Consider the following 23,927-nt stretch of genomic DNA (forward strand, 5'->3'; position numbering starts at 1 on the left):
GCGCCCGTTTCGGGGCGCCTCAGCCTACGTCGCCGGGGGCAATGGCGACGCTTTTGACCACCGCATGACAGACCTGTCCCGGCGCCAGATCCATGGCGGCGACGGAGCGTTGCGTGACCCGGGCCAGCACCCGACCGGCCGGTGTCTCCAGCGCGACAAGGCAACCCGGCCCCGAGCCGGCGCGGATTTCCCGGATGCGGCCCGGCAGGATGTTCAGCGCAGACAGGCCCTCGGGCCGGGTCTTCGACAGGATCACCTCGCTGGCGGCGATACGGATGCGCAGCACCCCGCTGTCCTGCGTCACGCGCGGCAGGAACAGCGGCACGCCCCCGGCGCGCAGTTCGGTCATGCCATCGGCGTGATGGGCGACGATCTCTGCCTGCAACACCGCCCCCGCTCCACGCACCCCCGCCGGCAGGACGCCGGGATCCCCCAGCACATCGACCGCCGGCCCCTGGCGCAGGACCCGGCCGTTTTCCAGCGCGACAATGGTAGTGGCCAGGCGCGCGACCTCGGCCGGGGCATGGCTGACGTAAAGGATCGGCACCTTCACCTCGTCCCGCAACCGTTCGAAATAGGGCAGGATTTCCGCCTTTCGGGCTTCATCGAGGGCGGCGAGCGGTTCATCGGCCAGGATCAACTGCGGCTCCGACAAAAGCGCCCGCCCGATGGCGACACGTTGCTTTTCCCCCCCCGAGAGCGCGGCCGGGCGCCGGTCGAGCAATGCACCTATCCCCAGCATCTCGACCACTCGCGCCTCTTCACCGCGCTCGGGCAGGCGGGCGAACCAACGCCCGTAGCGCAGGTTCTGGCGCACCGAAAGATGTGGAAACAGCCGCCCTTCCTGAAAGATACAGCCCAAGCGGCGGCGATGCACCGGCAGGGCCAGCCCCGCGCCCGTGTCCAGCAACACCCGGTCGTTCAGCGCGATCCGGCCTTGCTGCACGCGCAGCAGCCCGGCAACCGCGTTGATGACGCTGCTTTTCCCGGAGCCGGAGCGGCCGAACAACACCGTCACCCCCGGCGGCGCGTCGAAGGCGGCCCGAAGCTGAAAGCCCCCGAAATCGTGGGAAATATCGACAGAAAGGCTCATCCCCCCGCCACCCGCCGGGCGATGCGGCGCCCGATGACCTCTGACAGCAGCAGCGCCCCCATCGCGATGAAAACGGAGATCACCACCAGCCGCGCCGCCGCACCTTCGCCATCCGGCACCTGCAAAAAGGCATAGATGGCCGAGGGCATCGTCTGCGTCTGGCCGGGAATGTTCGACACAAAGGTGATCGTCGCCCCGAATTCGCCCATGGCCTTGGCAAAGGCCAGAATGGCGCCCGCCACGATGCCGGGCAAGGCCATGGGCAGGGTCACGGTCGCAAAGATCCACATCGGCCGGGCCCCCAGCGTCGCGCTGGCCTGTTCAAGCCGCAGATCGACCGCCTCGATCGACAGGCGGATCGCCCGGACCATCAGCGGAAAGCCCATGATCCCCGCCGCCAGCGCCGCGCCGGTCCAGCGAAAGGCAAAGACCAGTCCGATGCGCTCCAGCGGCGCGCCGATCGGCCCCTGCGGCCCCATGGTCAGCAACAGGATGTACCCCGTCACCACCGGCGGCAGCACCAGCGGCAGATGCACCAACCCGTTCAGCACCTGCCGCCCCGGAAACCGCCAGCGCGCCAGGGCATGGGCGGTCAGGATACCGAAGGGCAGGCTGACCAGCGTTGCCCAGCTTGCCACTTTCAGCGACAGCAGAACCGCCTGCCATGCCTCGGGTCCCAGCATGTCAATCGCCCGCCAGCAGGGTAAAGCCCTGGGCCGCAAAGGCCGACCCCGCCTGGTGACCGGCAAGATAGGCCAATGCGTCCGATTTCAGCGGGTTGTCGCTGCGCGCAAGGCCCGCCATGGGGTAGATGATCGGCGGATGGCTGTCAGCGGGAAAGCGGCCCAACACCGAAACCCGTACCGCCGCCACCGCATCGGTGGCATAGATCACCCCCAGCGGCGCCGCACCCGAGGTGACCAGGGCCAGGGCTGCGCGGACATTGTCGGCCTGCGCCACCTGCCGCGCCACGCTGTTCCAAAGGCCAAGGGTTTGCAGCGCGGCCTTGCCGTAGATCCCCGCAGGCACCGCATCAACCAATGCCATGGCGAGGTGGCCCCGAGGTCCAAGCAGCCCGGCGAGATCCAGATCCGGGCCGATGGTGACCGGACCCGCCTGCGTATCCTGCCCCACCAGCACCAGCGCATTGCCCAGCAGTTCGACGCGGCTGCCGGGATCGGTCAGGCCTCTGGCCTCGAGTTCATCCATCCAGCCCGGATTGGCCGAGATGAAGATATCCGCCGGGGCGCCCTGTTCGATCTGCCGGGCCAGCGCCGAAGACCCGGCAAAGGACAGGTCCATGTGGTTGCCGGTCTGCGCCTCGTACCCCGCCGCGACATCCTCCATCGCGGTTTTCAGGCTGGCGGCCGCAAAGACAAGAACGTCATCGGCATGGGATACCTTGGGGCCAAGTGCCAGCCCGAGGATCAGCGCCACGCCTGCCGGGAATTTCATGATGCCTCCAGCGATATGTTTCGTGGGGAATATCGTCCTGCGCCACCCTGCTGCGCAAGGGCTATTTTCGGTCCGCAGCCTCGGCGGGGGTATCGCCCGAGGGTGCGTCCAGCAGCGCCTGCAACCGGTCGACATGATCGCGTCCCGCGTCGCGCGCGGCCTCCTCCAGCCCCCGATAGGCCTCCAGTACGGCCTGCCCGGTTTCGGTGACGCGCGCCCCGCCGCCCTTCGACCCGCCGCGCGACGACGCCACGAGAGGGGTGGCGAACATCCGGTTCATGACTTCGACCAATTGCCAGGCGCGCTTGTAGCTCATCCCCATTTCGCGCCCCGCCGCAGCGATGGAGCCTGTCTCGGCAATGCGTTCCAGCAGATCGGCCTTGCCCGGGCCCATCATGCGCTCTGGTCCGAACAGGATCCGGATGCGGAAACGTGGTGCCTCGTCGTTCATGCTGCGGTCCCCGATATTGCGCGCCGAGGCGCCCGGCCTTGGCCCAAGCTGACCGCTGCCGCAAACCGGTTCAAGCCGAAAGACCGCTTCACCCAACCAGGGACCCACCCATGTTCACCCCGAACCGCAGTCCCGCCCATGTCGAATTTCCCCCTCACCGAGGCGCGGGGGCTGTTGCACTTCTGTCATGAATGGCGTTCCTATCCGCCTCAGGAGACGGGAAGGGAACATCCATGGAAGACTTTGATCGCAACGCAGTAGAGGCCGAGATTCGTACGGCCTTTGACGCCTATGAACGCGCCCTGTCGGAAAACGATGTTCCCGCGCTGTCGGAATTCTTCTGGGAAGACCCCCGCGCGGTACGGCTTGGCCCGGATGGCGGTCTTTACGGTCACGACCGCATCCGCGCTTTCCGGCGGGGCCGCGACGTGTCCGACATCGCCCGCGACCTTTACGAGATCCGCATCCTGGCGCTTGGCCCCAATACCGGGTCGGCGACCTGCGAATACCGCCGGATCGGATCGGGCAAACGCGGCGCGCAAAGCCAGGTCTGGAAGCGGTTCCCGGAAGGCTGGCGCATCGTATCGGCCCACGTCAGCCTGCAGGGCTGACGGCAGGACCCTGCCCCGCCGCGATAGTCGGCCCCCGGTCCGCGCCGCAGGGCAGGATCCCGGGGATCAGAACAGAAAATCGGTTTCATCCAGATCGGCGACCGAGACATTTTCAAGGATGATCCGGTTGCCATTTCCGTCGTCGATCACCGCATCGGCATTCTGCTGGCTCAGGTGATTGGCGACGAGGTCCTCGAAATCCGGGATCTCGGGCACGGCACTGAGGTCGATCTTTTCATAGGGGTTGCGGGCCTCGAAGTCGCGGATCCGGTCGACGCCGAATTCCCCGGCAAAGACAAAGATGTCGGCATTGAAGGCCCCGATCAGCAGATCGTTCCCCGCGCCCCCGTCCAGCCGGTCGAAACCGGCGGCGCCGTTCAGCACGTCGTTGCCGCTGCCGCCCTCGACCAGATCCTGACCGGCGCCGCCATGCAGCCGGTCGTTGCCGGTCTGGCCTTGTAGAAGGTCATTACCGCTGCCGCCGAACATGGCGTCCGTTTCGCTGCCCCCCGTCAGTACGTCATGACCCTGGCCCCCGAACAGCCGGTCGAAACCGGCGCCGCCGTCCAGTCTGTCCTGCCCCGCCTCCCCGTGAAGGTTGTCTGCCTGGTGCCCCCCGAACAGCAAGTCATCGCCCTGACCGCCCTTGATCATGTCGAACCCGTCGCCCCCCCGGATCGTGTCCCCGGCCTCTCCGCCGATCAGATGATCGTTGCCGGCCCCACCGTCGATGTAATCGCGCCCGGCCCCGCCCGACATCCGGTCCTGACCCTCGCCCCCGAACAAGGCGTCATTGCCGTCCTCGCCGTAAACAAGGTCATCGCCGGCCGCCAGATTGATGTTGTCGCTGCCGCCGCCGCCCAGCACCGTGTCTCCGGCCGTGGTGCCATAGACCCGGTCCCGGCCACCGCCAGCGTCGAAAATGAAACTGGGAAAGACCTGGAATTCCGCGCCCTGATCATCATCCACCAGCACATTCGCGGTCCGTGCCGCGTCGGCGGTGAAATCCGCGTTCAGCCGCGCGTCGAAGGCCGCGCCGGTCGCGAAGGTAAAGGTGTCCCCGCCAGCACCCGAGGGGACCACCACGTCTCGGTCCTCGGTGATCGAGATCACGGTCATTTCCCAGGCCTTCAGGTCCACCGAGATCGTGTGATTGACGCCCGCCAGGATCTGGGTGCGGCCGACTTCCAGAACGGGCTGGTCTTCGTCGTGGGCCGCCGCGCCCAAAGTGGCCACATGGGCCTCTGTCGCATCGGCATCGATGCCGAAGGCCCCATAGTCCAGATCCAACTGCTGGTCGTGAGCCGATGTCGCGAAGGTCACGACGTTCTTGCCCTGCACGAAGTTGTAGATGAACAGATCATCGACCCCGTCGCCATCGCTGTCATACCCCGTCTGGCCATCGTCGGCGGCATATCCGGTGACAAGTTCGCGCAACAAGGTGAAGGTCGCGCCGCCGAACTGGATGTCCTGCGCCCCAGTGCCATCCTGATCGACAAGGGTCGAATGGGTGTTTTCCAGCACCGGCCAGACGTCCATTTCATCGACCCCTTCGCGCACCATGGTATGAAACAGGGACGCGGTGGCAATTGCCGCCTGGGCGCCATCGACCGCCCCCGACTTGAAGGCCGCGTTGCTGACGTTCCATTCGGTCGCATAGGCGTCGAGCTGTCTGGGCTCCAATCCCGCCTCGCTCGCGAAATCATCGAAGAAATCCTGCCAGTTCTCGATCAGGCTCAGATCATCCATCACGTCCTGCGCCCCCTCGGAAGAGGCATCCTCCCAAGGGGTTTCGGGATAGAAATGCGCTGCGACCCCGTCGATGGCGGCATAGAAATCCTCGACGCTTTCAAGCGGGCCATAGTCGTCGCCCAGATCCTCGTCCAGCAGCCCCTTCACCAGCTGGTTGTTGCCCCTTTCGCCGGATTTGAAAAAGGCCGCCTGGGCGATGATGTCGGGGCCGTCGGTCAGTCCGAGATCGTCGAGTTCCTCGCGCACCCAGACCGCAAAGTTGCGGGTGATGGCCGCGAAATCCCGCGCATGGGTCAGCACGTCGCCATTGTGCCCGTCGATCCAGGAGGCAAATTCATTGCCCAGTTCGAACCCCGAGATCACATTGCCGTTGGAATAGTCCATCGCGGCGCGGACAAAGCCCTTCACCTCGGCTTCCAGGGCGGCCATGTCGACGCCGGACCCGGACTTGATGATCTCGAAGAAGCGCACCGTCGGGATCACCACCTTCACCTCGGCGCCGTTCAGCGCGGCGTAATCCAGGAAGGTACTGAGGCGGGTGAAATTGGTGCTGTCGCCCGCATCGTTGAAGTTCACCGCGTCGATGGCACCCGTGGCCCCGGCTTCGAAATGGCGCGGATCGGTTATGTCGAAATATTTTTCGGCGATCGAGCCGCCCGGATAACGCAGGTTGTTGACCCCAAGCCATTCGGAGGCAGCCCCGAAACCGCCGCCCTCTTCCAGACCTTCGTCATGTCTTTCGCGATTGGCCAGGTAGTTCGAACCGAAATGGCGGTCGGTCACGTAGGCTTCTGCCTGTCCCGCCCGCAATTGGATAACGCTTGCCATTCCAAAACCCCATATAAGCCAGCCGGATCCGGCCCTGACGACCCGCGACCAACGGGGTGGCCCTGCTGGGCGCCCCGGTCCGGGTTCACATGGTGGCGTTGGCTTCCCGGACTCTGGCCCCGGGGAAGCAGACGGCAGTCTGCACGAAACGTCCCACATCTCCGGAACGGCCACCCTTTGCGGTACGGCCCCCGATTGCGGATCGTTCAGCGTCTGCGAAACCTGCGGGCCCTGCCCTGTGTCCGGTTCATGCAGATCGTTCAGGTCTTGCAGGTCATTCGGATCTTGCAGATTGCGGCCCCCTTGCGAAGCCGCTTTCCGTTGCGGATCATTCACCCGCGCGCGCGTCGGATTCCCCCAAAGAAACCACGGCCACCGCAGGTAAGATAGGTCCCCAACAGCCCGTGCGGCAAGCCGCATCGCGCCAATTGGTTTCCAATTTCTTACCATCACCGCGCGGGCATCAGGGGGAGCATCGGATCACTCCACGTTGACCTCGTAGCCGAAGCGCTGCGTCGCGCCGGGGGACAGGCGGACGGTGTTCGGGCGCTCGGTGATCTCAGGCCCGGCGCCCTGACGCGCGGCCATGCCATGCCAGGGCTCGATGCACAGGAAGGGCGCGCCGGGCTTCGTCCAGATCCCGAGGTTGGGCGTGTTTTCGAACCGAAAGCGCAGCGCCGGCGCATCGCCACCCTGAGCGGCATAAAGCAGCTCGGACCCGCTGCCTTCGGGAAAGATCATCGCGTCCGCCTCGAACAGGTCCGGCGTCACGGTCAGCAGACCCTTGTCGAAGGGCGAGGGCAACCGGTCGTCGGTCAGATAGCCATCGGTCAGACGCGCCAACGCCGGTTCGGCGTCGTCGCGCAGCAGGATGTGATGGTCCTCGCCTTCCGCGCCGGGCAGCGGCCAGGCAAAGGCCGGGTGGAAACCAAGGCCGAAGGGCATGTCGTGGCTGTCGCGGTTCTCGACCTCGGCCAGTACCGAAAGTTGCGCGCCCTCGACCCGGTAGGTCAGCGTCAGGCGAAAGAGAAAGGGATAGACCCCGCGGCTTTCGTCGCTGTCGGTCAGCACGAACCGCGCGAGCGAGGCGGTGGCCTCTTCCAGCTCGAAGGTACTGCGACGGGCGAAACCGTGCTGTTTCATCGGTGCCTCCACCCCGCCCGAAGACAGGATGTCGTCCGGCGCGCGCCCGACGATCGGGAACAGGACCGGCGCGCGGCCCGACCAATGCGCCGGATCGCCGTGCCAGAGCAATTCGCGCCCATCCGCAAGGGTGATGGCCTGCATCTCGGCCCCGAGGGGGGACAGGGTCACCGAAAGATCGGGGCTGCTGATCGTGGTCAAATCCTGGGTCATCGCGGGGTCTCCGAGGTTGCGCGCGGCTGTCGGTTCAAGGGTTAGGGGGCCGGAGACGTCCCTGCAACAGTCAGCACACCCTTGCCGCAAGGCGCGCGTTTACGCAGGCTGCCTTCTTGTCTATGATGCCACTATCGGATGCAGGCATCCGTGCAGCGACCGGGCCCCTCTGACGGAAGTGACGGCGCTTCCGTGATGTCGGCGCTGCGACCCGATCCAGCCGTCTGGACCAAATCCTTATGGACAAGACTACGATTCGAGACCGCGTCTCCGCGCCTGGAGCGTCGGGCGCAGGTGCGCGCGGCCTACTGGGCTATTTCCGATGGGCCTTCCTGGTGACCTTCCTCGGGCTCGTGCTGGGCACCTGGCTGGGCTGGCTGTTCACCGGCACCCTGTCGGGCGCGCTGACATCGCTGATGATCTGTGCCGTTCTGGCGGTGCTGGAAATCAGCCTGTCCTTCGACAATGCCATCGTGAATGCCAACAAGCTGAAGACCATGACCCCGGTCTGGCGCCAGAGATTTCTGACCTGGGGCATCCTGATCGCCGTTTTCGGCATGCGCATCGTCTTCCCGCTGCTGATCGTGGTGATCGCGGCCAACGTCGGCCCCTGGCAGGCGCTGGTGATGGCGGGCTCGGACCCGGCCGCCTACAGCCACATCATGCATGACGCCCATCTGCCGATTGCGGCCTTCGGGGCCACCTTCCTGATGATGGTCGGGCTGAAGTTCTTCTTCGACGATGAAAAGGACATCCACTGGCTGCCCTGGATCGAACCCCGGCTGGCGCGCTTTGCCTCCATCCGCTCTGTCGAGGTGGCAGTGGTCCTGCTCCTGATCCTGGGCTTTTCGCACTTTCAGCATGGGCCGGACCGGACGATATTCCTCGGCGCCGCGCTCTGGGGGCTGGCAACCTTCGTGCTGGTCGATGTCATGGGACAGTTCCTCGACCACCGCGATGCCGCGCTCGGGACGGCCGCCAAGGGCGGGCTTGGGGCCTTTTTGTACCTCGAAGTGCTCGATGCCTCGTTTTCCTTTGACGGGGTAATCGGGGCCTTCGCGCTCAGCAAGAACCTGTTCGTGATCGCCATCGGGCTGGGGATCGGAGCGATGTACGTCCGGTCCATGACCATCATGCTGGTCGAGAAGGGCACGCTGACCCAGTACCGGTTCCTGGAACATGGGGCCTTCTACGCGATCATCGCCCTGTCGGTCATAATGTACATCCAGACCCTGACCGAGATCCCCGAAGTGGTGACCGGCCTTGGCGGCGCGGGATTGATCGGCATATCGCTTTGGTCCTCGCTGCGCTGGAACCGCCGGCACGGGACCGAAGCGGCCTGACCTGCGCGGGAATCGCACCTGTCGGTTCCCGCGCAACCGGCGGCCGTACAACCCGAAGTCCCCTGACTAGTCATGCAAATCCCGCAGGGGTTTTGCAGCTGCACGAATTTGCCATGCAGCGAACACATACCGAGATTCGCGAATTCGCATGACGGGGATTTTCGCCTCTGCGTCTTTGGCGGGTCCATAAGTTTTCTGCTTCGCCTCAATCGGGAAACTGCGCGCACCGCCATACCAAAGGCCGTGCTGCATCGCGGCACGATTTTCCCCGTCTTTACAAATACCTTACCGGCTCCGCGCCGGACAAGCCCCCGTCCTCGGGCGCAGATCTGTAACTGAGTCGCCGACGCATCTTTTTCCCGCTCTCAGAATCGTGATCCCCGTCAGAGGGTTAGTTCCCGCGCCCTGCCCTACTTGCTTGCGTCGGATTGCCGCCTCGTGTCCCGCGGACTGCGGGCCTAATCGCTGGGGGTCATTACGATTTCCGGCTTCCGCCCGCCCCCTGACCCGCTCCGGGTCCGGATTTCAGCGGGCCGTCCCGTCAGGGCACTGCCGGACAAGCAATAAGAGGCTTACATTGCTCAGATTCGTCAAACTCCCCATGATTGCGGCTTCGGCCCTGTTGCTGGCGGGGTGTCGCTATGACGTTCTCGCGCCCAGTGGCTGGGTGGCGGTGCAGGAACGCAACCTGCTGATCATCTCGACCCTGCTGATGCTGATCGTCATCATCCCGGTGCTGTTCCTCGGGATCTACCTGCCCTGGAAGTACCGCGCCGACCGGCCCGACCCCTCGGATTACGATCCCTCCTTCATCCATTCCACCAAGCTGGAGGTCCTGATCTGGGGCGTGCCCGTCGCGATCATCGTGGCGCTTGGCGCGGTCACATATGTCTACACCCACCGGCTGGACCCCTATCGCCCGCTCGACATCGCCGGCACGCCGCTGAAGGTCGAAGCGGTCTCGCTCGACTGGAAATGGCTGTTCATCTACCCCGAAGAAGGTGTCGCCGCGGTCAATGAACTGGCCCTGCCCGCCGGGCGCCCGGTCGAGATCAGCCTGACCTCTTCGACGGTGATGAACACCCTGTCGATCCCGGCGCTGAGCGGCATGGTCTATTCCATGGCCGGGATGGAGACCAAGCTGCACCTTGTGGCCGATCACGCCGGCACCTTCGCGGGTCGGTCGGCCCATTATTCGGGGCCGGGCTTCAGCCAGATGACCTTTGACACGCTGGCGATGGAGGAAGGCGATTTCGACGCCTGGGTGCAGAAGGCACGCAACGGCGACACGGCCCTGACGCGCGCCGCCTACATGGAGCTTGAAAAGCCCAGCATCGCCGCTCCGGTCCAGCATTTCGGCAATGTCGCCGAGGGGCTGTTCGACCGGATCGTCGGGCTCTGTGTCGAAGACGGCAAGGTCTGCATGAGTCAGATGATGATGCAGGACATGCATGGCGGCGGCGGCAAGGAAGGCATTCCCAATGCCGCCGCCTATGAATACGACAACCCGCGCCGCATCGACGGGCACGGCAACCTGATGCCACCGCTGCCGGGGTCGCAGTCCGATCACGACCTGCTGTCGCAATATCCCTGGAACGATCCCGATCAGCTTTGCGGTCTGCCCGCCGAGCAGGAGAAAGTATAACATGGCAACGGAACATGCACTTCCGGCCCAGACGGTGTCGCCGATCTTCGGCCGCCTCAACCTGGACTGGATCCCCTACCACGAACCGATCCTGATCGGCACCTTCGCAGGCGTCGCCCTTGCCGGTCTGATCGGGTTCTTCCTGATGACCTATTTCCGGCTCTGGATGCCCTTCTGGAAGAACTGGGTCACCACGGTCGACCACAAGAAGATCGGCATCATGTACATGGTGCTGGGCTTCATCATGCTGGTCCGGGGCTTTACCGATGCGCTGATGATGCGCGCCCAGCAGGCCATGGCCGCCGGGGGCGCAGAGGGCTACCTTCCGCCGCACCACTTCGATCAGGTCTTCACGGCGCATGGGGTCATCATGATCTTCTTCGTCGGCATGGCCTTCATCACCGGCTTCATGAACTTCGTCATGCCGCTGCAAATCGGCGCGCGGGACGTGGCCTTCCCCTTCCTGAACAACTTCTCGTTCTGGATGACGGTCTCCGGCGCGCTGCTGCTGAACCTGTCGCTGTTCATCGGTGAATTCGCCCGGACCGGCTGGCTGGCCTTCCCGCCCTTGTCGGGGTCGAGCTATTCGACCGGGCCGGGGATGGATTACTATCTCTGGTCGCTTCAGATCGCGGGGGTCGGCACCACCCTTTCGGGGATCAACATGCTGGCCACCATCTTCAAGATGCGCGCGCCGGGCATGAGCCTGATGAAGATGCCGATCTTCACCTGGACCACGCTGTGCACCAACGTGCTGATCGTTGCCGCCTTCCCGGTGCTGACGGCCACGCTGACCCTGCTGACGCTGGACCGCTACCTGGGCATGCACTTCTTCACCAACGACTTCGGCGGCAACGCCATGATGTACGTGAACCTGATCTGGATCTGGGGTCACCCGGAGGTCTACATCCTGATCCTGCCCTGCTTCGGCATCTTCTCGGAAATCGTCGCGACCTATTCCGGCAAGGCGATCTTCGGCTACAAGACCATGGTCTGGGCCACCGCCTGCATCATGGTGCTGTCCTTCCTCGTCTGGCTGCACCACTTCTTCACCATGGGCTCGGGCGCCAATGTGAATACCTTCTTCGGGATCACGACGATGATCATCGCCGTGCCGACAGGGGTCAAGGTCTTCAACTGGCTGTTCACCTTCTACAAGGGCCGCGTCCGGTTCGAGACCCCGCTTCTGTGGACCCTCGGCTTCATCATCGTCTTCACCATCGGGGGCATGTCGGGTGTGCTGCTGGCCGTGCCGCCGGTCGATTTCCAGCTACACAATACACTGTTCCTTGTCGCCCACTTCCACAATGTCATCATCGGCGGGGTAATCTTCGGCATCATGGCCGGGGTCAGCTACTGGTTCCCCAAGGCCTTCGGCTTCCGGCTGAACGACACCTGGGGGCGGCGCAGCTTCTGGTTCTGGTTCACCGGGTTCTTCTTTGCCTTCGTGCCGCTTTACGCGCTTGGGCTTATGGGGGCGACCCGGCGTCTGAACAGCTACATGGACACCGGCTGGCAGATCTACTTCATCGTGGCCGCCTTCGGCGCGGTGCTGATCCTGCTGGGCATCATCTGCACCTTCGTGATGTTCGCCGTCTCGATCCGCGACCGCAAGGCGCTGGCCGTCGGTGGCGATCCCTGGGGGGGCCGGACGCTGGAATGGGCGACGCAATCGCCGCCCGCGCCCTATAACTTCCCCGAGGAACTGCATGTCGTGGAACGCGACGAATGGTGGCGGATGAAGGCCGATGGCTTCCAGTGGTCCGAGCGGTACAGCCCGATCCACATGCCCCGGGGCACGGCCACCGGCGTGATCCTGTCCGGTGCGGCCCTGGTCTGTGGCTTTGCCATGGTCTGGTACATCTGGTGGCTGGCGATCGTCTCCTTCCTGGCCTGCATCGGCATCGCCATCGCACATACCTTCAACTACGACCGCGACTACTACATCCCCGAAGAAGAAGTCGCCCTGACCGAAAACAAGGAGGCCCTGGCATGACGTCCATGGATGTGAACCACCCGGTGGCCCATGCGGCGACCGGCGGGCATGACGCCCATGCCCATGCCAGCCCGACGCCGATCGGCTTCTGGATCTACCTGATGAGCGATTGCATCATCTTCGGCTGCCTCTTCGCGACCTTCGCCGTTCTCGGCGGAGGCTACGCCGGCGGCCCCGGTCCGCTGGATCTGTACGAACCCGGCTTCGTGGCGGTGGAAACGGCGCTGCTGCTGATCTCGTCCGTGACCTTCGGCCTCGCCATGTTGCAGGCCGAGGCGCAGAAGCTGAACAACACGATCCTCTGGCTGGCGGTGACCGGGCTTTTCGGTCTCGCTTTCATCGGGATGGAAATCTACGAATTCCACCACCTGATTCACCTCGGCGCAGGCCCGGACCGGTCGGCCTTCCTGTCGGCCTTCTTCACGCTGGTCGGCACCCACGGGCTGCACGTCACCGCCGGGATCATCTGGCTGGTCACCCTGATGGTGCAATTGCGCCAGAAGGGCCTGACCGGGGCCAACATGCGTCGGCTGTCGACGCTGAGCATGTTCTGGCACTTCCTCGACCTGATCTGGATCGGGGTCTTTTCCTTCGTTTACCTGGTGGAGCTGGTCTGATGAGCGACTCAACACATTCCCATGGCGGTGCAGCCCATGGCGGCGGCGGTCACGGCACCCTTGGGCGGCTGATGATCGGTTTCGGCCTTGCCGTGATCCTGACGGTGATCCCCTTCTACCTGGTGATGGGCGATGTCGACCTGCCCCGCCGGACGATGATCGGAATCATCATGGGCCTCGCGGCCGTGCAGATCATCGTGCACCTGGTCTTCTTCCTGCATGTCAACGGCAGCGCCGAAGGCGGCTGGACCCTGGCGGCGACCGGCCTTGCGGTGGTCATCCTTGGCATCGTGCTGGCCGGGTCGCTCTGGGTGATGCACAACATGAACGAAAACATGATGCCAATGCCCGAAGGCCACGACATGATGCAGATGCCCGATGCACCAGCCCTGCACGGCACGCCTGAAAACCACAGCTGAGCGGCCCTGCCGTTCACGATGACAGACCAACGGGGGCCGGATCTTCCGGCCCCTTTTCATTGGAGATCCCCGATGTCGACCCGCCTGCGCTGGCCCCGCCTGATTATCGTCACCCTTGTTGCTGCCCTTGGCCTTGCCGGGTTCCTTGCCCTCGGCACTTGGCAGGTGCAGCGCCTGCACTGGAAAGCCGCGCTGATCGAACGGGTCGATGCCCGTGTCGATGCCCCTGCCGTCCCCGCCCCCGGCCCGCAGGACTGGCCCCGGATCACCCGCGAAAGCGATGAATACCGCCATGTCACCCTGAACGGGCAATTCCTGAACGCGGACGAGGTGCAGATCTACACGCCCTCGGACCTCGGCCCGTCCTACTGGGTGATGACGCCGCTGCGGCGCGATGATGGCAGCGTGGTGATGGTCAATCGCGGCCTTGTCCCCGAAAGGCTGAAGGACCCCGCGACCCGCACCGCCCCGGCGGGCGACCAGCAGGTGACCGGCCTGCTGCGGATATCCGAAGACGAGGCCTGGCTGTTTTCCCGCGACAGCGACCCCGAGGCGCGGCAATGGTATCGCCGCGACATCGGTTCGATCACCGAGGCGCTTGGCCTTGCCCCCGCCGCGCCCTATTTCGTCGATGCCGAACTGGTTGATGCCGATGCCTGGCCGCTGGCCGGGCAGACCGTCGTCAGCTTCCGCAATGCCCATCTGAGCTATGCGCTGACCTGGTACGGGTTGGCGTTGATGGTCCTGGGCGGCTACGCCTTGTTCCTGCGCAGCGAAGTGCGCGGCGAAGGCGCGGCGGACTGACCAGAGGCATGACCGAAGGCGTTCCGGTTCAATGCAACATATGCGGCGCCGGAACCGCGACCCGCAGGTTGAGCCGGCCCGCGACTTCGCGCAGCTCGGTCTTCAGATCATCGCCGGGGATGCCAAGGGCAACCGCTAGGATTTCCCGCGTGGCCGTCAGGCGGCGTTCCATGCCAAGCGCGGGCACCGCGTCTTCGCGCCAATCGGGCAGCACATCGCAGATCAGCATGGACGGTGGGCGCGGCGCATTTTCCAGCAATGCGCGCAAAGCCAACCCCGTCTCAAGCACCGAAGCCGCACCGGGGTTTAGGTCGGTCACCCGCCATTCGCCCTTTGTGGGTTTTCGGACGCGGACCCAGAAGACCGGGTCATCAACCAGACTGACGCAGCGCGAAAACTCGTCCTCTTCGATCAAGAGATCGCGAAAGATCTGCTGACGTCCAAGCGGCTCTGATCCCGGCAAGCTGATCTCCTGCATCGCGGCCCACAGCCACACGGCAGCAAATCGGGCATCCCGCCCCAAGCATGCACGCATGACGTGCAGGGATCAATCCCGCGATGGATTGCATTTTCCGTACCCTGCGCAGTTGGCCGCGCTTTCGGCGGGACATTGGCACAAAGTCACCAGACTGGCTTCAGGGCCGGGTATCCAGCCGGTTCAAGGGCGCGGTCTGCGCCTTGCCCGGGACGCAGGGCGCACGGTTGAATTCATCCAGCACCACCTGATCCTCCATCTCGCGCAGGCAGCGCACCAGATCCAGAACCGAGCGCATGTTCACATGCGCCATGGCCAGCAGCGTACCGCCCCCCCCCGCAGGCTTGCCTCTGCGACGCGATACCTTGCAGGACGGAAAATCGACGATCTGGCTCATGAAGGCCCCCTTGGCTGACAAGAGGACTTCAGGAGATATTGGTTAATAATTGGTTGAAATTCGCTTGATCCGCCCAGCATCCCGGCACAGGTGTCAGCCCCGCGACACGGGTTCGCGCTGGATTGCCAGCAGCGTGATGTCATCGGCCTGCGAGGCGCCATCGGCGAAGCTGTCGATATCCTGCTGGATCGCCTGAACCAGATCCTGCACCGCGATGCGCCCATGACGACCGGCGATCTCTTGCGCGCGGGCATCGCCCAGCAATTCGCCGTCGGGATTCTGCGCCTCGTCGAACCCGTCGCTGAAGACCAGCAGCGTGTCCTCGGGGCCGATTTCCAGTGGCGCGGTCTGGAACGGAAAGTCGTCGAAGGCCCCGAGCACGATGTTGTTGGGCGGCGTGATATGGCGGGCGCCGCCGTCCGGGCCAACCACGAAGGGCTGGCAATGCCCGCAGTTCACGCAGGTTCCCTGCCCGGTCGCAGGGTCGATGGCCGCAAGGAACAGGGTGATGAACAGGTCCTCTGTATTGTGTTCGCAAAGCTGGTCATTGGTGGCGCCGACGATCTCGGCCAGGTCCGAGAACTTGCTGGCATTGGCGCGCAGCACCATGCTGGACCGTGCCGCGAACAGGGCCGGGCCGATGCCCTTGCCCGAGACATCCGCGATCAGCAGCGCGATCCGCCCGTCCTGCATCTCGAACAGGTCGAAGAAATCACCGCCGACCTCTTCGGCCGGCTGCATGGACCCGAACAGCGAAAGGCCGGGAGCGAGGTCGAATTTCGACGGCACCAGAGATTGCTGCACATTGCGCGCCGCAGCCAGTTGGCTGTCCAGCTTGACCAGCCGGTCGCGCGCCTCCTGCCCTGCCCGCACCCGTTCCACCGTGTCGATCAACGCCGAGATCTCGGCGGAGGCTTCCATCGGTTTCAGGGTCAGGCTGGTCGACCCGTCGGCCATCTGCTGCAGCAGCTTGACCACCGCGCCAAGCGGACGGAAGGACACCCGCACGACCCGCATCAGCGTGCCGAGCGTCAGCAGGATCGCCAGCACCAGCGTGACGGCCGCGACACTCCCGTAGATGAAATGCCGCTGGCTGGAGGCGGTCACGTCGCGCAGGCTGATGAATTCGCCCAATTGGTCGCCATTGCCATTCAGCAACGGGATCGCGGCGGTGATGTAGCGGGCCCCGTCGTCGCGGAAACTGACGCTGGAGGCGACGCCGGAACAGCAGGTCGCGACCATATCGGACAGGCGCGCCGGGGCGGGGCGGTTCATCTGGATGCCCGAGGGCGTCAGCACGCCGATTGCGGCGGCAGAGCTGAAGAAACGCCCCGTGCGCCCCAGCAGATCCAGTGAGGTCACCACTGTGCCGGTGACCCGGTTGCCTTGCCGCACCGGTTCCACGGCAGCCAGACGAAGCGCGCCCTCGGCGGTGGGGTTCAGCCCGTTCTCGGCCTTGTCGGCCTCGATCGCATCACCGGTCAGGGCCGAGCCGAGCCGCGCGGCCACCCCGCCCCGCGCATCGAGGATCGTCACCGCCAGCCGCGCGCCGGTGGCATCCGTCGCCGCCGCAACCAGGGATCGCAACTGCGCCAGGGCGGTCTCGTCGCTGCTGGCCAGCACCGCATCCATCGCCGGCTGGTTGGCCAGATCCGAGGCGATGCGATGCAGCAGCGCCGTGTCGAGATCGATCACCGTGGACAGCAGTTCCTCGCTGCTGGCCAGCTGATCGGCGGCATAGCGTTCGCGTTGCAGCGTCGCGCGCCCCTCCGCGTAAAGCAGCAGGATCGCCGTGACGATCAGCAGGGCCGCCGTGGCAATCAACGCAATACGGCCGCGAAGGGAATGGGTCCTCAGCATTGGATCTACCGCCGATACAGCATCTGGGGCCGCGCCATGTCCATCCCGCGCCACCCGCTGGCCAGCAGATGCCGGTGGTCCTCCAGGTCCCCATCCGGCGGCAGGGTCAGGGCCTGCGTTTCGCCCGCGCCCAGTGCCCCCCAGCCCTTGGCGGGGCGTTCCACGATGAAGCGGTGGCGCTGGTAATAGCTGAAATCATGGCTCACCACCGCAAAGCCATCGCCCAGCAGATTGGTCAGCGAAGCATGGTTCCAGGGCGAGACAAAGGCCTTGGCGCCGCCAAATCCGGCCGCGAACAGGGCCGCGCATCGCAGGCGGATCATCCGCCTCTGCCAGCCCTGGCCGCGCAGCCCGGCGCGCAAGGCGGTGCCGAACAACAAGCCCTTGTCGTCCTCCCCGGCAAACAATCCGGCCATCTGCGCGGCCGGACCGACCACGGAATAGCCTTCGGGGATGTCGTGGCGCAGGATCTGAAGGATCACCGCGCCCCGTTCCCGTATCGAGGCGAAGAAGGCCGCGTCCTGCAGGCCGAAGACATCGAGACCGACGAATGCCGCCGCTTCGGCGCTGATGGCCGCAAGCGCGTCGAAATCCTTCGGCCCCGCCAGCGCCAGGCGCTGCCCCGGCGGGCACTGGGCCTGCGCGGCCTTCAGACCGGCCTGCATGGCGTCTTCCAGTCCGGTCATCTAGCGGCTGCCATCGACGATTTCGGCGTAGTCCATCAACGACATCGCCGGCAGGATGCCAAGGCGCTGTGCCACGTCCAGACGCACGCGGTAGGAAAATCTCGGCAGGGTTTCGGCCGGGATGGTACCGGGATCGACGCCTTGGAACAGCACCTGTTCGGCCTTCTGCGCCGCGAAACGCCCCACGTCGTAGTAGGGTGCGACCAGGCCATAAAGCGCGTCCGACGAGGCAAGCGGCACCTCGGTCGCGGCGAAGGTGGCCAGCCCTTCGGCATTGGCCGCATCCGCGATTTCGGCGGCGTATTCGCCAAGGAAGGAATCCGGACCGAGGTACAGGAACTGTGGACCGGCGGCGGCCGCTTCGGCCACAAGCGCCGGTATCGTGGTCGGATCGGGCTGGCCTTCGCCATCCAGTGGGACCTTGTAGCTGTCGATCCGCAGCCCGTAGGATTCCCCGATGGCGCGCAGTTGCGCAACTGCCTGGACCGAATTCACTTCGGCATCGGTATAAATCACGGCGATGCGGTCGACGGGCATATAGGCCTGCATCGCCTGGATCTGGGTCTCCATCGGCACCACGTGGCTGACCCCGGTCACATTGCGCCCGCTCAACTGGCTTTCCCCCACCACGCCGGATTCCACAGGCTGCGAGACCATGGCGAAGACGATGGGCCGATCTGTGATCTGTGGCGGATAGTCCGCAGCCCCGGCCACACCCGGATCCCGGCCCGCGATGCCAAGCGTGTTCGGTGTGCCCCAGGAGTAAACCAGATCGGGGTCGGCCGCCTCGATCTGCTTCAGGATCCCGGGCAGATGCGAGACATCGCGATCGACCGAGACGACCTGATAGGTGACGGGCAGATCGCGTTCGGCGAAATAGTCGCGGAACCCCTGTTCGACCTCGGTTTCACCGCGCCAGAGCACCATGAAGATCGACTTGGGCTCCTGTGCGTGGGCCCCTACCGGCAGGATTGCAAGGGACGCGACCGTCAGCAGGGACCGCAGCGCGCGCCTGCAGCGGGACAGGGTGTAATCAGGTACGGACAAGCAGCGCATCTATGGCCTCTTCTTCGTCGCATTCACCGACGATCAGGAAATATGTGCTCGCCAGTCCTGCCAGCAGCATGGCGACAAGGCCAAGGCACAGCAGCGACTGGGTCGGGGTGAGAATGGTCAGCAACGCCGCGCCGATGATCGGTCCCGCCAGCGAACCGAGCCGCTCCATGAAGCGGTACTGGCCGATGACCGTGGCAGCGCCGAAGCGGGTCTGTTCACTGGGCGTGAGATGCAGAAGAAAGCTCATCTGCGAAGGCACCGACAGGGCCTGCCCGAAGGCAAAGATCGCGACGCATGGCACCAGCGCCCAACTGCTGCCGACCAGTTCCGGCAGCGCCAGCGCAAGGGCGGACATGATGGTGCCGATGCAGACCACCGGGGCAACCAGGTTCCAGCGGTCGATGGCGCGGGCGATCAGCGAGGCGCTGAGCAACACGACAAGCCCGTAGATCATGAACAACTGCCCCGCCGCCGCCGCGCCGCCGCCAAGCGAGGCCACCGCCAGCGGCAGGCACAGGAACAGACCGCCGTTCAGCAGTAGTTTCGCCGGGATCGCCATGCCGAAGATCAGCCCGATGTAGCGCCGGTTGCGCAGGATCGCGCCGGTGGGGTGCAGGCTTTCGCGGAACGAGGGGCGCGGCGGTTTCGGCAGCGGCTTTTCCGACGGCAGAATGCCGAGCGTGGTCATGAAGGACAGCGCCAGCGCCGTGGTCGCCATGTAGAAGGCCGCATCGACGCCCAGCCGGTCCGCGAGGATGCCGCCGATGGCCGGGCCGACGATGTCGGCACCGACCACGGCGATGAAGAACAGCGAAAAGCCGGTGGTGCGGCGGCGACGGTCGGAATGTTCGACGATATAGACCTGGGCGGCGGCATAGACGATGCCATAGCCCAGGCCCGCGACGCCCCGGAACAGCGCGGCCTCGGCCACGGTCGCGACGATCACATGGCCGAAGGTGCCAAGCGCGCTGACCACGACGCCCAGCAGGATCACCCGCTTGACCCGCGCCCGGTTGCAGAACCGTGCGCCGACCACGATCCCGATCAGCGAGGCCAGCAGGAAGGCCGCCATCGCCAGCCCGACCTGAAGATCCTGCCCGCCCTGCCCCACCGGCAGGATGCCTTGCAGGAACAGCGGCAGCGAGGGGCGCAGGATGGCTTCGGACAGGAAGAACAGGATCAGCGGCAGCCGGATCAGATGCGCCACCGGCGCGCGCCACAGGGTCGGATGGCCACTGCCGGGCAGCGACAGCCCGGTGATGCTGCCCCCTTGCGCCGCCGCCCGAGTGATGGTGTTGCGGATAAACCGGTTGGTCTGCCGGATCAGCTCGGCCGTGCCGAAGGGGCCGGAGGCGCGGGCCGTGTGGCGCAGATCCCCGTCGCTCAACTGCTGTTGCAGGAACCGAAGCGCGGTCAGCGGCCGCAGCAGGCTGACGCCGGCGATCAGCAGCAGGCATTCAAAGCCCAGCAACATGGCGGCGGCAAAGACGATCAGCATGTTCAGCGACAGATCACGGCGCAGCGAATCCAGCAGCGTCGTATCCGTTCCGAGGTAGACGTAGCCCGCCGGATCGGCCGCATCCCCGATGGGGCGGCGCGAAATCAGGTAGGACTCGTAGATATGGCTCCAGCCTTCCTCCGCTTCGGGCGGGGCCGGAAAGATCAGATCGAAGGCCCGTTCGACCCGCGTCTCGATCAGTTTGTTCAGGCCCGAACCGCCGCTGTCGTCGGTGACCAGGATCATCTGCTGGAAATTCGCCACCACCGGGGGATCCTGCGCGATCACCTGGCCGGCGGCATCCGTCACCACAAGAAAGGCGGTCTGGGGCGAATTGTCGGCGGCATTGGCAAGGATCTCGTCGATGTCGCGCAGCGCCGAAAGCTCTCCGAACAGGCGCAGGCCCAGGCTGAGGCGGCGTTCGATACCGCTGGCCACCACGTCGGCGCGTTCCTCGTATTGCGGCAGCAGGGCGCGTTCGTAGATGCCGAAGGTATAGACCCCGAACAACAGGAAGGGCGCCAGAATGGCGGTGGCCAGGACCGAGGCGGCGAGCCAGGCAAGCAGGCGGGTCATGAGCGCGGCGCCTCGGCGGTGGAAACCTGAAGCGCGATGGCATCGGCTGCGCGCAGCAATGGCCCGTCGCGCGGGTGCAGCGGGCGGTCCAGCCCGTCGGCCATGTCATGCATCCCGTCGGCCTGATGCTGAAACCGGCGGTCGAACGGGATCATGATCAAAAGCGCGATCAACCCGATCAGCGGCAGGGAAATCAGCGCCACCACCGGCGCGGCCGAGGCGACTTCGCGGCGCAGGTCGGCGGTGACCTCGAACAGGTCCTGCGAGGGGAAGACCAGCAGCAATGTACCGATCTCGCCTCCGCCCGCCAGCAGCGGCGCGGCGGTCAGGAAGGTTTCGTCATCCATGCCGTGGCGCAGGTCGGATTGGTCATCCGTCATGCCTGCCAGCGCGGTGGCAAAGCTGTCGGGCCGCGTGGCCGCACCGCCCGCGCTGGCATAGATCGTGCGCCCCTCGGGATCGGTGACGTAAAAGCGGATGAGGGAATCGTGCAGCGCCTCGCTGCGGTCGATGGCCACCTGGATCGCCTGGTTCGACCCCAGCGACAGCCCGGCCCCGAAGCTGCTGGCGATGGTGTCGCTCAACTCGCGGGCCACGGAATCATAGCGGATCTGCGCCGCGTCCTGAAACGCGCGTTCAAGCCGCAGCACGTTCAGCCCGGCGGCCATGATCAGGCTGGCGGTCATGATGGCGGCGACAGGAAGCAGGATACGCAGGAAGAAGGCAAAGAAGACGCCCTTGCGTTCGCGATCCGAAGGCGCGTGCAGCCCCGGGGCCTTGCGGCGCGGGGTGGGGGTGGGCGCAGGTGCGGCCGCTGCCGATGGGTCCTCTGCGGGGACGGTGCGGAAGACCAGCGTCAGGCGGTTGACCCCTGCCGTACGTTCATAGGTCTGCGCATCCGACAGGCTGCGGATCAGATGCAGACCCAGCCCGCCGATGGCGCGTTCGTCGATTTCCATATCGAGATCGGGTTCCGGGGCGCTGGCCAGTGGGTCGAAGGCGGCCCCGTCGTCCTCGATCTGCAGGGTCACGTCGCGGTCGCTGGCGATCAGCGCCAGGCGGACCTCTCCTTCCCCATCGGCATAGGCGTGGTTGGCAAGGTTCAGGAACAATTCCTCGACCACTAGGTCAAGCTTGCCGGCCAGCCCTTCCGGGGCGTCCTGCAGGATCGTGCTGCCCAGCAACCAGTCCGAAACCTGCGGCAGAAGCGCCGCCTGCGCGGGCAGCGCAAGGGCGTCACGTCGGGGGCCGTCCTGATGCTGGTCTTCGCTCATCGTGTAACTTCCCGGCTCAGCCCGTATCGCGTCAGCGATACCCTGATGTCAGTGATTGAACTCCAGCAACAGGCTGGCCTTGCCTGCCTTGTCCGACACGCTGACCCGATCGGCCAGACGCCGGATGAGGTTAGATGACATCTCGCTTAACTTGGCGTCAAGCAGGCTGTCGTCCTCGTCTGCCATCAGGGCTTCGAGGTCGATCTGGGTGGCCGCATCGATCTGCGGCGCGGTCCCCTGGTAGGTCAGGGTGCTGCGCAGATTGACCTCGTCAAAGCGCAGGGTCAGCAGGACGTCGCCTTCCACCAACCCGGTGTCGGTCAGCACTTCCAGCGCCTCGCCCACGGCGATGCCGCAGCGCATGACCACGTCCTGCCGGGCGCCCCATTCGCCCCCCCAGTGCTCCAGCAGTTCGGAGGCCTGATGCGATAGCGGCCGGTCCCTGTCGAGGGTGACGCTGACCGTGCGGCTGGTGCCGATGCGGAACAGCGCGTTCAGCGCAATGGCCGTCACAACGGCGAAGGTCAGGCCGGAGCCGACGATGGCCTGGCTCCATTGTGGCAGGTTCTCGACCAGGTAGGGCAGGTTCACCACGGTGAAGCCGACGACGATGGAAAAGCCGACGGTGAAGGAACGCTTGGAATTCATCATCCGCGACAGGATCAGTTCCATGCCCGCGATCAGCATGAAGGCGGCAGTGTATAGCAGCACGCCGCCGACCACCGGCTCCGGCGTCAGGGTTATGATCAGCGCCACGGCCGGAACGAAGGCCATGGCCATCATCGCCAGCCCTGTGCCGATGCCGACATAGCGCGACATCACTCCGCAGGCGTGCGAGAGCCCGATATTCGCGGTCGAGGTTGCGCCCGACAGCGTCCCCAGCCCGCCGCAGATGATGTTGCCGATGGCATTGGCGGTGACCGACCGCGAGGTCACGGACATATCGGCCCGCACCCATTTCTTGTCCGTCAGCTTGTCCATGGTCAGCGCCGAGGCAACCTGATCCATCGCATGCACCAGTTCGATGATCGTATAGGCCATGATCGCCGAGGGCACGATAAGCGGCCAGGCGACCTCGGTCGTGGGGCGCGGGATCGCAAAGATCGGCAGGTCGGGCAGCGAGGCCATGACGCCATGGTTCACCGCACCAAGCAGTACCGCCACGATGGTGCCCATCCCCGCCCCGACGATCAGCGACATCACCCGCAGCTTCGTCCCGCCCCAGATCGAGGCGGCGACGATCACCCCCAGCGTCACCACAGCGGCAATCGCCGCCGGAATCGAGGCCAGCCCCTGTTCATCCGGCGCAAGGCTGTGCAGCACCCCGTCGGGGATGATCGTGACGCCGATCATGAAGACCGCGACGCCGGCCACCTCGGGCGGGAAATAGCCACGCAGCTTGGGCAGTTGCGGGGCAATGAACAGGATGATGATATTCGCGATGATGACCGAGGCCACCGCCGCGCCCGGCCCCCAGGCCGCGATGATCGCGACATAGGTCCCGAAGGCCACGGGGCTGGGAATCGCCACCATCAGCATCCCCGGCGACAAACGCGACCGTATCCCCTGTAGCAGGGTCGAGGCGCCGAAGCCGAAAATGCAGGTGCTGGTATAGCGGACAGTCCCCGCCGGATCGAGACCGATCTGCTGGGCGGTGATCACCGCATAGATCAGCAGCATCAACGTCAGCAGGACCTGCTGAAGCACCGCGATGCTCGCAACACTCAACGGGGTA

At 65.2% G+C, this 23,927-nt stretch carries 21 protein-coding genes; 7 read left to right on the plus strand and 14 right to left on the minus strand.

Going from position 1 to position 23,927, the window contains the following annotated elements; genetic code table 11:
* Positions 1–19 precede the first annotated feature (19 nt).
* The 4 genes from modC to PSAL_RS07360 all read right to left on the minus strand — a co-directional run bounded on the left by modC (position 20) and on the right by PSAL_RS07360 (position 2,999).
* Positions 20–1,093, minus strand: coding sequence for a molybdenum ABC transporter ATP-binding protein (modC, locus tag PSAL_RS07345; protein WP_119838842.1), 1,074 nt, complete (start codon positions 1,091–1,093; stop codon positions 20–22).
* Positions 1,090–1,782: a molybdate ABC transporter permease subunit gene (modB, locus tag PSAL_RS07350; RefSeq protein ID WP_196222760.1), complete on the minus strand. Its 693-nt coding sequence runs from the start codon at positions 1,780–1,782 to the stop codon at positions 1,090–1,092. The genes modC and modB overlap by 4 nt, the downstream gene beginning before the upstream one ends.
* Positions 1,778–2,548: a molybdate ABC transporter substrate-binding protein gene (gene modA / locus PSAL_RS07355; protein ID WP_119838840.1), complete on the minus strand. Its 771-nt coding sequence runs from the start codon at positions 2,546–2,548 to the stop codon at positions 1,778–1,780. Before modA ends, modB begins: the two co-directional genes overlap by 5 nt.
* Before the next feature lie 61 nt (positions 2,549–2,609).
* Positions 2,610–2,999: a winged helix-turn-helix domain-containing protein gene (locus PSAL_RS07360; RefSeq protein ID WP_119838853.1), complete on the minus strand. Its 390-nt coding sequence runs from the start codon at positions 2,997–2,999 to the stop codon at positions 2,610–2,612.
* Positions 3,000–3,232: 233 nt separating this feature from the next.
* Between PSAL_RS07360 and PSAL_RS07365 the strand changes: the two genes are divergently transcribed.
* Positions 3,233–3,610 carry an AtzH-like domain-containing protein gene (locus PSAL_RS07365; protein WP_119838839.1) on the plus strand — a complete coding sequence of 126 codons (378 nt, stop codon included), beginning with the start codon at positions 3,233–3,235 and terminating at the stop codon, positions 3,608–3,610.
* A gap of 66 nt (positions 3,611–3,676) precedes the next feature.
* Here the strand turns inward: PSAL_RS07365 and PSAL_RS07370 are convergent, their stop codons facing one another.
* Together PSAL_RS07370 and PSAL_RS07375 are read right to left on the minus strand one after the other, a co-directional pair.
* Complete coding sequence (locus tag PSAL_RS07370; RefSeq protein ID WP_196222757.1) at positions 3,677–6,190, minus strand: calcium-binding protein; 2,514 nt, start codon at positions 6,188–6,190, stop codon at positions 3,677–3,679.
* 480 nt (positions 6,191–6,670) lie between these two features.
* The gene (locus tag PSAL_RS07375; RefSeq protein WP_119838837.1) at positions 6,671–7,546 is read right to left on the minus strand and encodes an aldose 1-epimerase family protein; all 876 of its coding nucleotides are present in this window, start codon (positions 7,544–7,546) and stop codon (positions 6,671–6,673) included.
* Positions 7,547–7,785: 239 nt separating this feature from the next.
* On the opposite strand from PSAL_RS07375, the gene PSAL_RS07380 reads away from it, so the two are divergent.
* From PSAL_RS07380 to PSAL_RS07405, 6 genes are all read left to right on the plus strand, one after another.
* Positions 7,786–8,889, plus strand: a complete 1,104-nt coding sequence (locus PSAL_RS07380) for a DUF475 domain-containing protein (protein WP_119838836.1) — start codon at positions 7,786–7,788, stop codon at positions 8,887–8,889.
* A gap of 577 nt (positions 8,890–9,466) precedes the next feature.
* Positions 9,467–10,534, plus strand: a complete 1,068-nt coding sequence (gene cyoA / locus PSAL_RS07385) for a ubiquinol oxidase subunit II (protein WP_231388645.1) — start codon at positions 9,467–9,469, stop codon at positions 10,532–10,534.
* A gap of 1 nt (position 10,535) precedes the next feature.
* A complete protein-coding gene (cyoB, locus tag PSAL_RS07390) occupies positions 10,536–12,530 on the plus strand; it encodes a cytochrome o ubiquinol oxidase subunit I (protein WP_119838834.1) in 1,995 nt (664 codons plus the stop codon).
* Entirely contained in the window at positions 12,527–13,147 is a 621-nt protein-coding gene (gene cyoC, locus PSAL_RS07395; RefSeq protein ID WP_119838833.1) for a cytochrome o ubiquinol oxidase subunit III, read from the plus strand. Before cyoB ends, cyoC begins: the two co-directional genes overlap by 4 nt.
* Complete coding sequence (gene cyoD / locus PSAL_RS07400; protein ID WP_119838832.1) at positions 13,147–13,566, plus strand: cytochrome o ubiquinol oxidase subunit IV; 420 nt, start codon at positions 13,147–13,149, stop codon at positions 13,564–13,566. Before cyoC ends, cyoD begins: the two co-directional genes overlap by 1 nt.
* A gap of 72 nt (positions 13,567–13,638) precedes the next feature.
* Positions 13,639–14,370, plus strand: a complete 732-nt coding sequence (locus PSAL_RS07405) for an SURF1 family protein (protein ID WP_119838831.1) — start codon at positions 13,639–13,641, stop codon at positions 14,368–14,370.
* Between the two features lie 28 nt (positions 14,371–14,398).
* Here PSAL_RS07405 and PSAL_RS07410 read toward each other — a convergent pair whose 3' ends face one another.
* The 8 genes from PSAL_RS07410 to PSAL_RS07445 all read right to left on the minus strand — a co-directional run bounded on the left by PSAL_RS07410 (position 14,399) and on the right by PSAL_RS07445 (position 23,920).
* Entirely contained in the window at positions 14,399–14,848 is a 450-nt protein-coding gene (locus PSAL_RS07410) for a hypothetical protein (protein WP_119838830.1), read from the minus strand.
* 157 nt (positions 14,849–15,005) lie between these two features.
* On the minus strand, positions 15,006–15,242 hold the full coding sequence (locus PSAL_RS07415) for a hypothetical protein (RefSeq protein ID WP_119838829.1): 237 nt from the start codon (positions 15,240–15,242) through the stop codon (positions 15,006–15,008).
* Between the two features lie 93 nt (positions 15,243–15,335).
* Positions 15,336–17,102, minus strand: a complete 1,767-nt coding sequence (locus PSAL_RS07420) for a PP2C family protein-serine/threonine phosphatase (protein WP_119838828.1) — start codon at positions 17,100–17,102, stop codon at positions 15,336–15,338.
* Between the two features lie 5 nt (positions 17,103–17,107).
* Complete coding sequence (locus PSAL_RS07425) at positions 17,108–17,788, minus strand: hypothetical protein (RefSeq protein ID WP_119838827.1); 681 nt, start codon at positions 17,786–17,788, stop codon at positions 17,108–17,110.
* The gene (locus PSAL_RS07430) at positions 17,789–18,844 is read right to left on the minus strand and encodes an ABC transporter substrate binding protein (protein ID WP_119838826.1); all 1,056 of its coding nucleotides are present in this window, start codon (positions 18,842–18,844) and stop codon (positions 17,789–17,791) included. It abuts the gene before it with no gap.
* Positions 18,822–20,918: an MFS transporter gene (locus tag PSAL_RS07435; RefSeq protein WP_119838825.1), complete on the minus strand. Its 2,097-nt coding sequence runs from the start codon at positions 20,916–20,918 to the stop codon at positions 18,822–18,824. Before PSAL_RS07435 ends, PSAL_RS07430 begins: the two co-directional genes overlap by 23 nt.
* Complete coding sequence (locus PSAL_RS07440) at positions 20,915–22,192, minus strand: ATP-binding protein (protein WP_119838824.1); 1,278 nt, start codon at positions 22,190–22,192, stop codon at positions 20,915–20,917. Before PSAL_RS07440 ends, PSAL_RS07435 begins: the two co-directional genes overlap by 4 nt.
* A 48-nt stretch (positions 22,193–22,240) precedes the next feature.
* A complete protein-coding gene (locus PSAL_RS07445) occupies positions 22,241–23,920 on the minus strand; it encodes a solute carrier family 23 protein (RefSeq protein ID WP_196222756.1) in 1,680 nt (559 codons plus the stop codon).
* Positions 23,921–23,927 lie beyond the last annotated feature (7 nt).

The organism is Pseudooceanicola algae (assembly GCF_003590145.2).
Taxonomy (GTDB): Bacteria; Pseudomonadota; Alphaproteobacteria; order Rhodobacterales; family Rhodobacteraceae; genus Pseudooceanicola; species Pseudooceanicola algae.

Coding starts and splice junctions, on each gene's coding strand:
- PSAL_RS07360 (WP_119838853.1), bottom strand. CDS start 2,999: ATGAACGACGAGGCACCACGTTTCCGCATCCGGATCCTGTTCGGACCA.
- cyoB (WP_119838834.1), top strand. CDS start 10,536: ATGGCAACGGAACATGCACTTCCGGCCCAGACGGTGTCGCCGATCTTC.
- PSAL_RS07440 (WP_119838824.1), bottom strand. CDS start 22,192: ATGAGCGAAGACCAGCATCAGGACGGCCCCCGACGTGACGCCCTTGCG.
- PSAL_RS07415 (WP_119838829.1), bottom strand. CDS start 15,242: ATGAGCCAGATCGTCGATTTTCCGTCCTGCAAGGTATCGCGTCGCAGA.
- PSAL_RS07430 (WP_119838826.1), bottom strand. CDS start 18,844: ATGCGCTGCTTGTCCGTACCTGATTACACCCTGTCCCGCTGCAGGCGC.
- PSAL_RS07435 (WP_119838825.1), bottom strand. CDS start 20,918: ATGACCCGCCTGCTTGCCTGGCTCGCCGCCTCGGTCCTGGCCACCGCC.
- PSAL_RS07420 (WP_119838828.1), bottom strand. CDS start 17,102: ATGCTGAGGACCCATTCCCTTCGCGGCCGTATTGCGTTGATTGCCACG.
- PSAL_RS07405 (WP_119838831.1), top strand. CDS start 13,639: ATGTCGACCCGCCTGCGCTGGCCCCGCCTGATTATCGTCACCCTTGTT.
- PSAL_RS07380 (WP_119838836.1), top strand. CDS start 7,786: ATGGACAAGACTACGATTCGAGACCGCGTCTCCGCGCCTGGAGCGTCG.
- PSAL_RS07375 (WP_119838837.1), bottom strand. CDS start 7,546: ATGACCCAGGATTTGACCACGATCAGCAGCCCCGATCTTTCGGTGACC.
- cyoC (WP_119838833.1), top strand. CDS start 12,527: ATGACGTCCATGGATGTGAACCACCCGGTGGCCCATGCGGCGACCGGC.
- modA (WP_119838840.1), bottom strand. CDS start 2,548: ATGAAATTCCCGGCAGGCGTGGCGCTGATCCTCGGGCTGGCACTTGGC.
- modC (WP_119838842.1), bottom strand. CDS start 1,093: ATGAGCCTTTCTGTCGATATTTCCCACGATTTCGGGGGCTTTCAGCTT.
- cyoD (WP_119838832.1), top strand. CDS start 13,147: ATGAGCGACTCAACACATTCCCATGGCGGTGCAGCCCATGGCGGCGGC.
- PSAL_RS07365 (WP_119838839.1), top strand. CDS start 3,233: ATGGAAGACTTTGATCGCAACGCAGTAGAGGCCGAGATTCGTACGGCC.
- PSAL_RS07410 (WP_119838830.1), bottom strand. CDS start 14,848: ATGCAGGAGATCAGCTTGCCGGGATCAGAGCCGCTTGGACGTCAGCAG.
- PSAL_RS07425 (WP_119838827.1), bottom strand. CDS start 17,788: ATGACCGGACTGGAAGACGCCATGCAGGCCGGTCTGAAGGCCGCGCAG.
- PSAL_RS07370 (WP_196222757.1), bottom strand. CDS start 6,190: ATGGCAAGCGTTATCCAATTGCGGGCGGGACAGGCAGAAGCCTACGTG.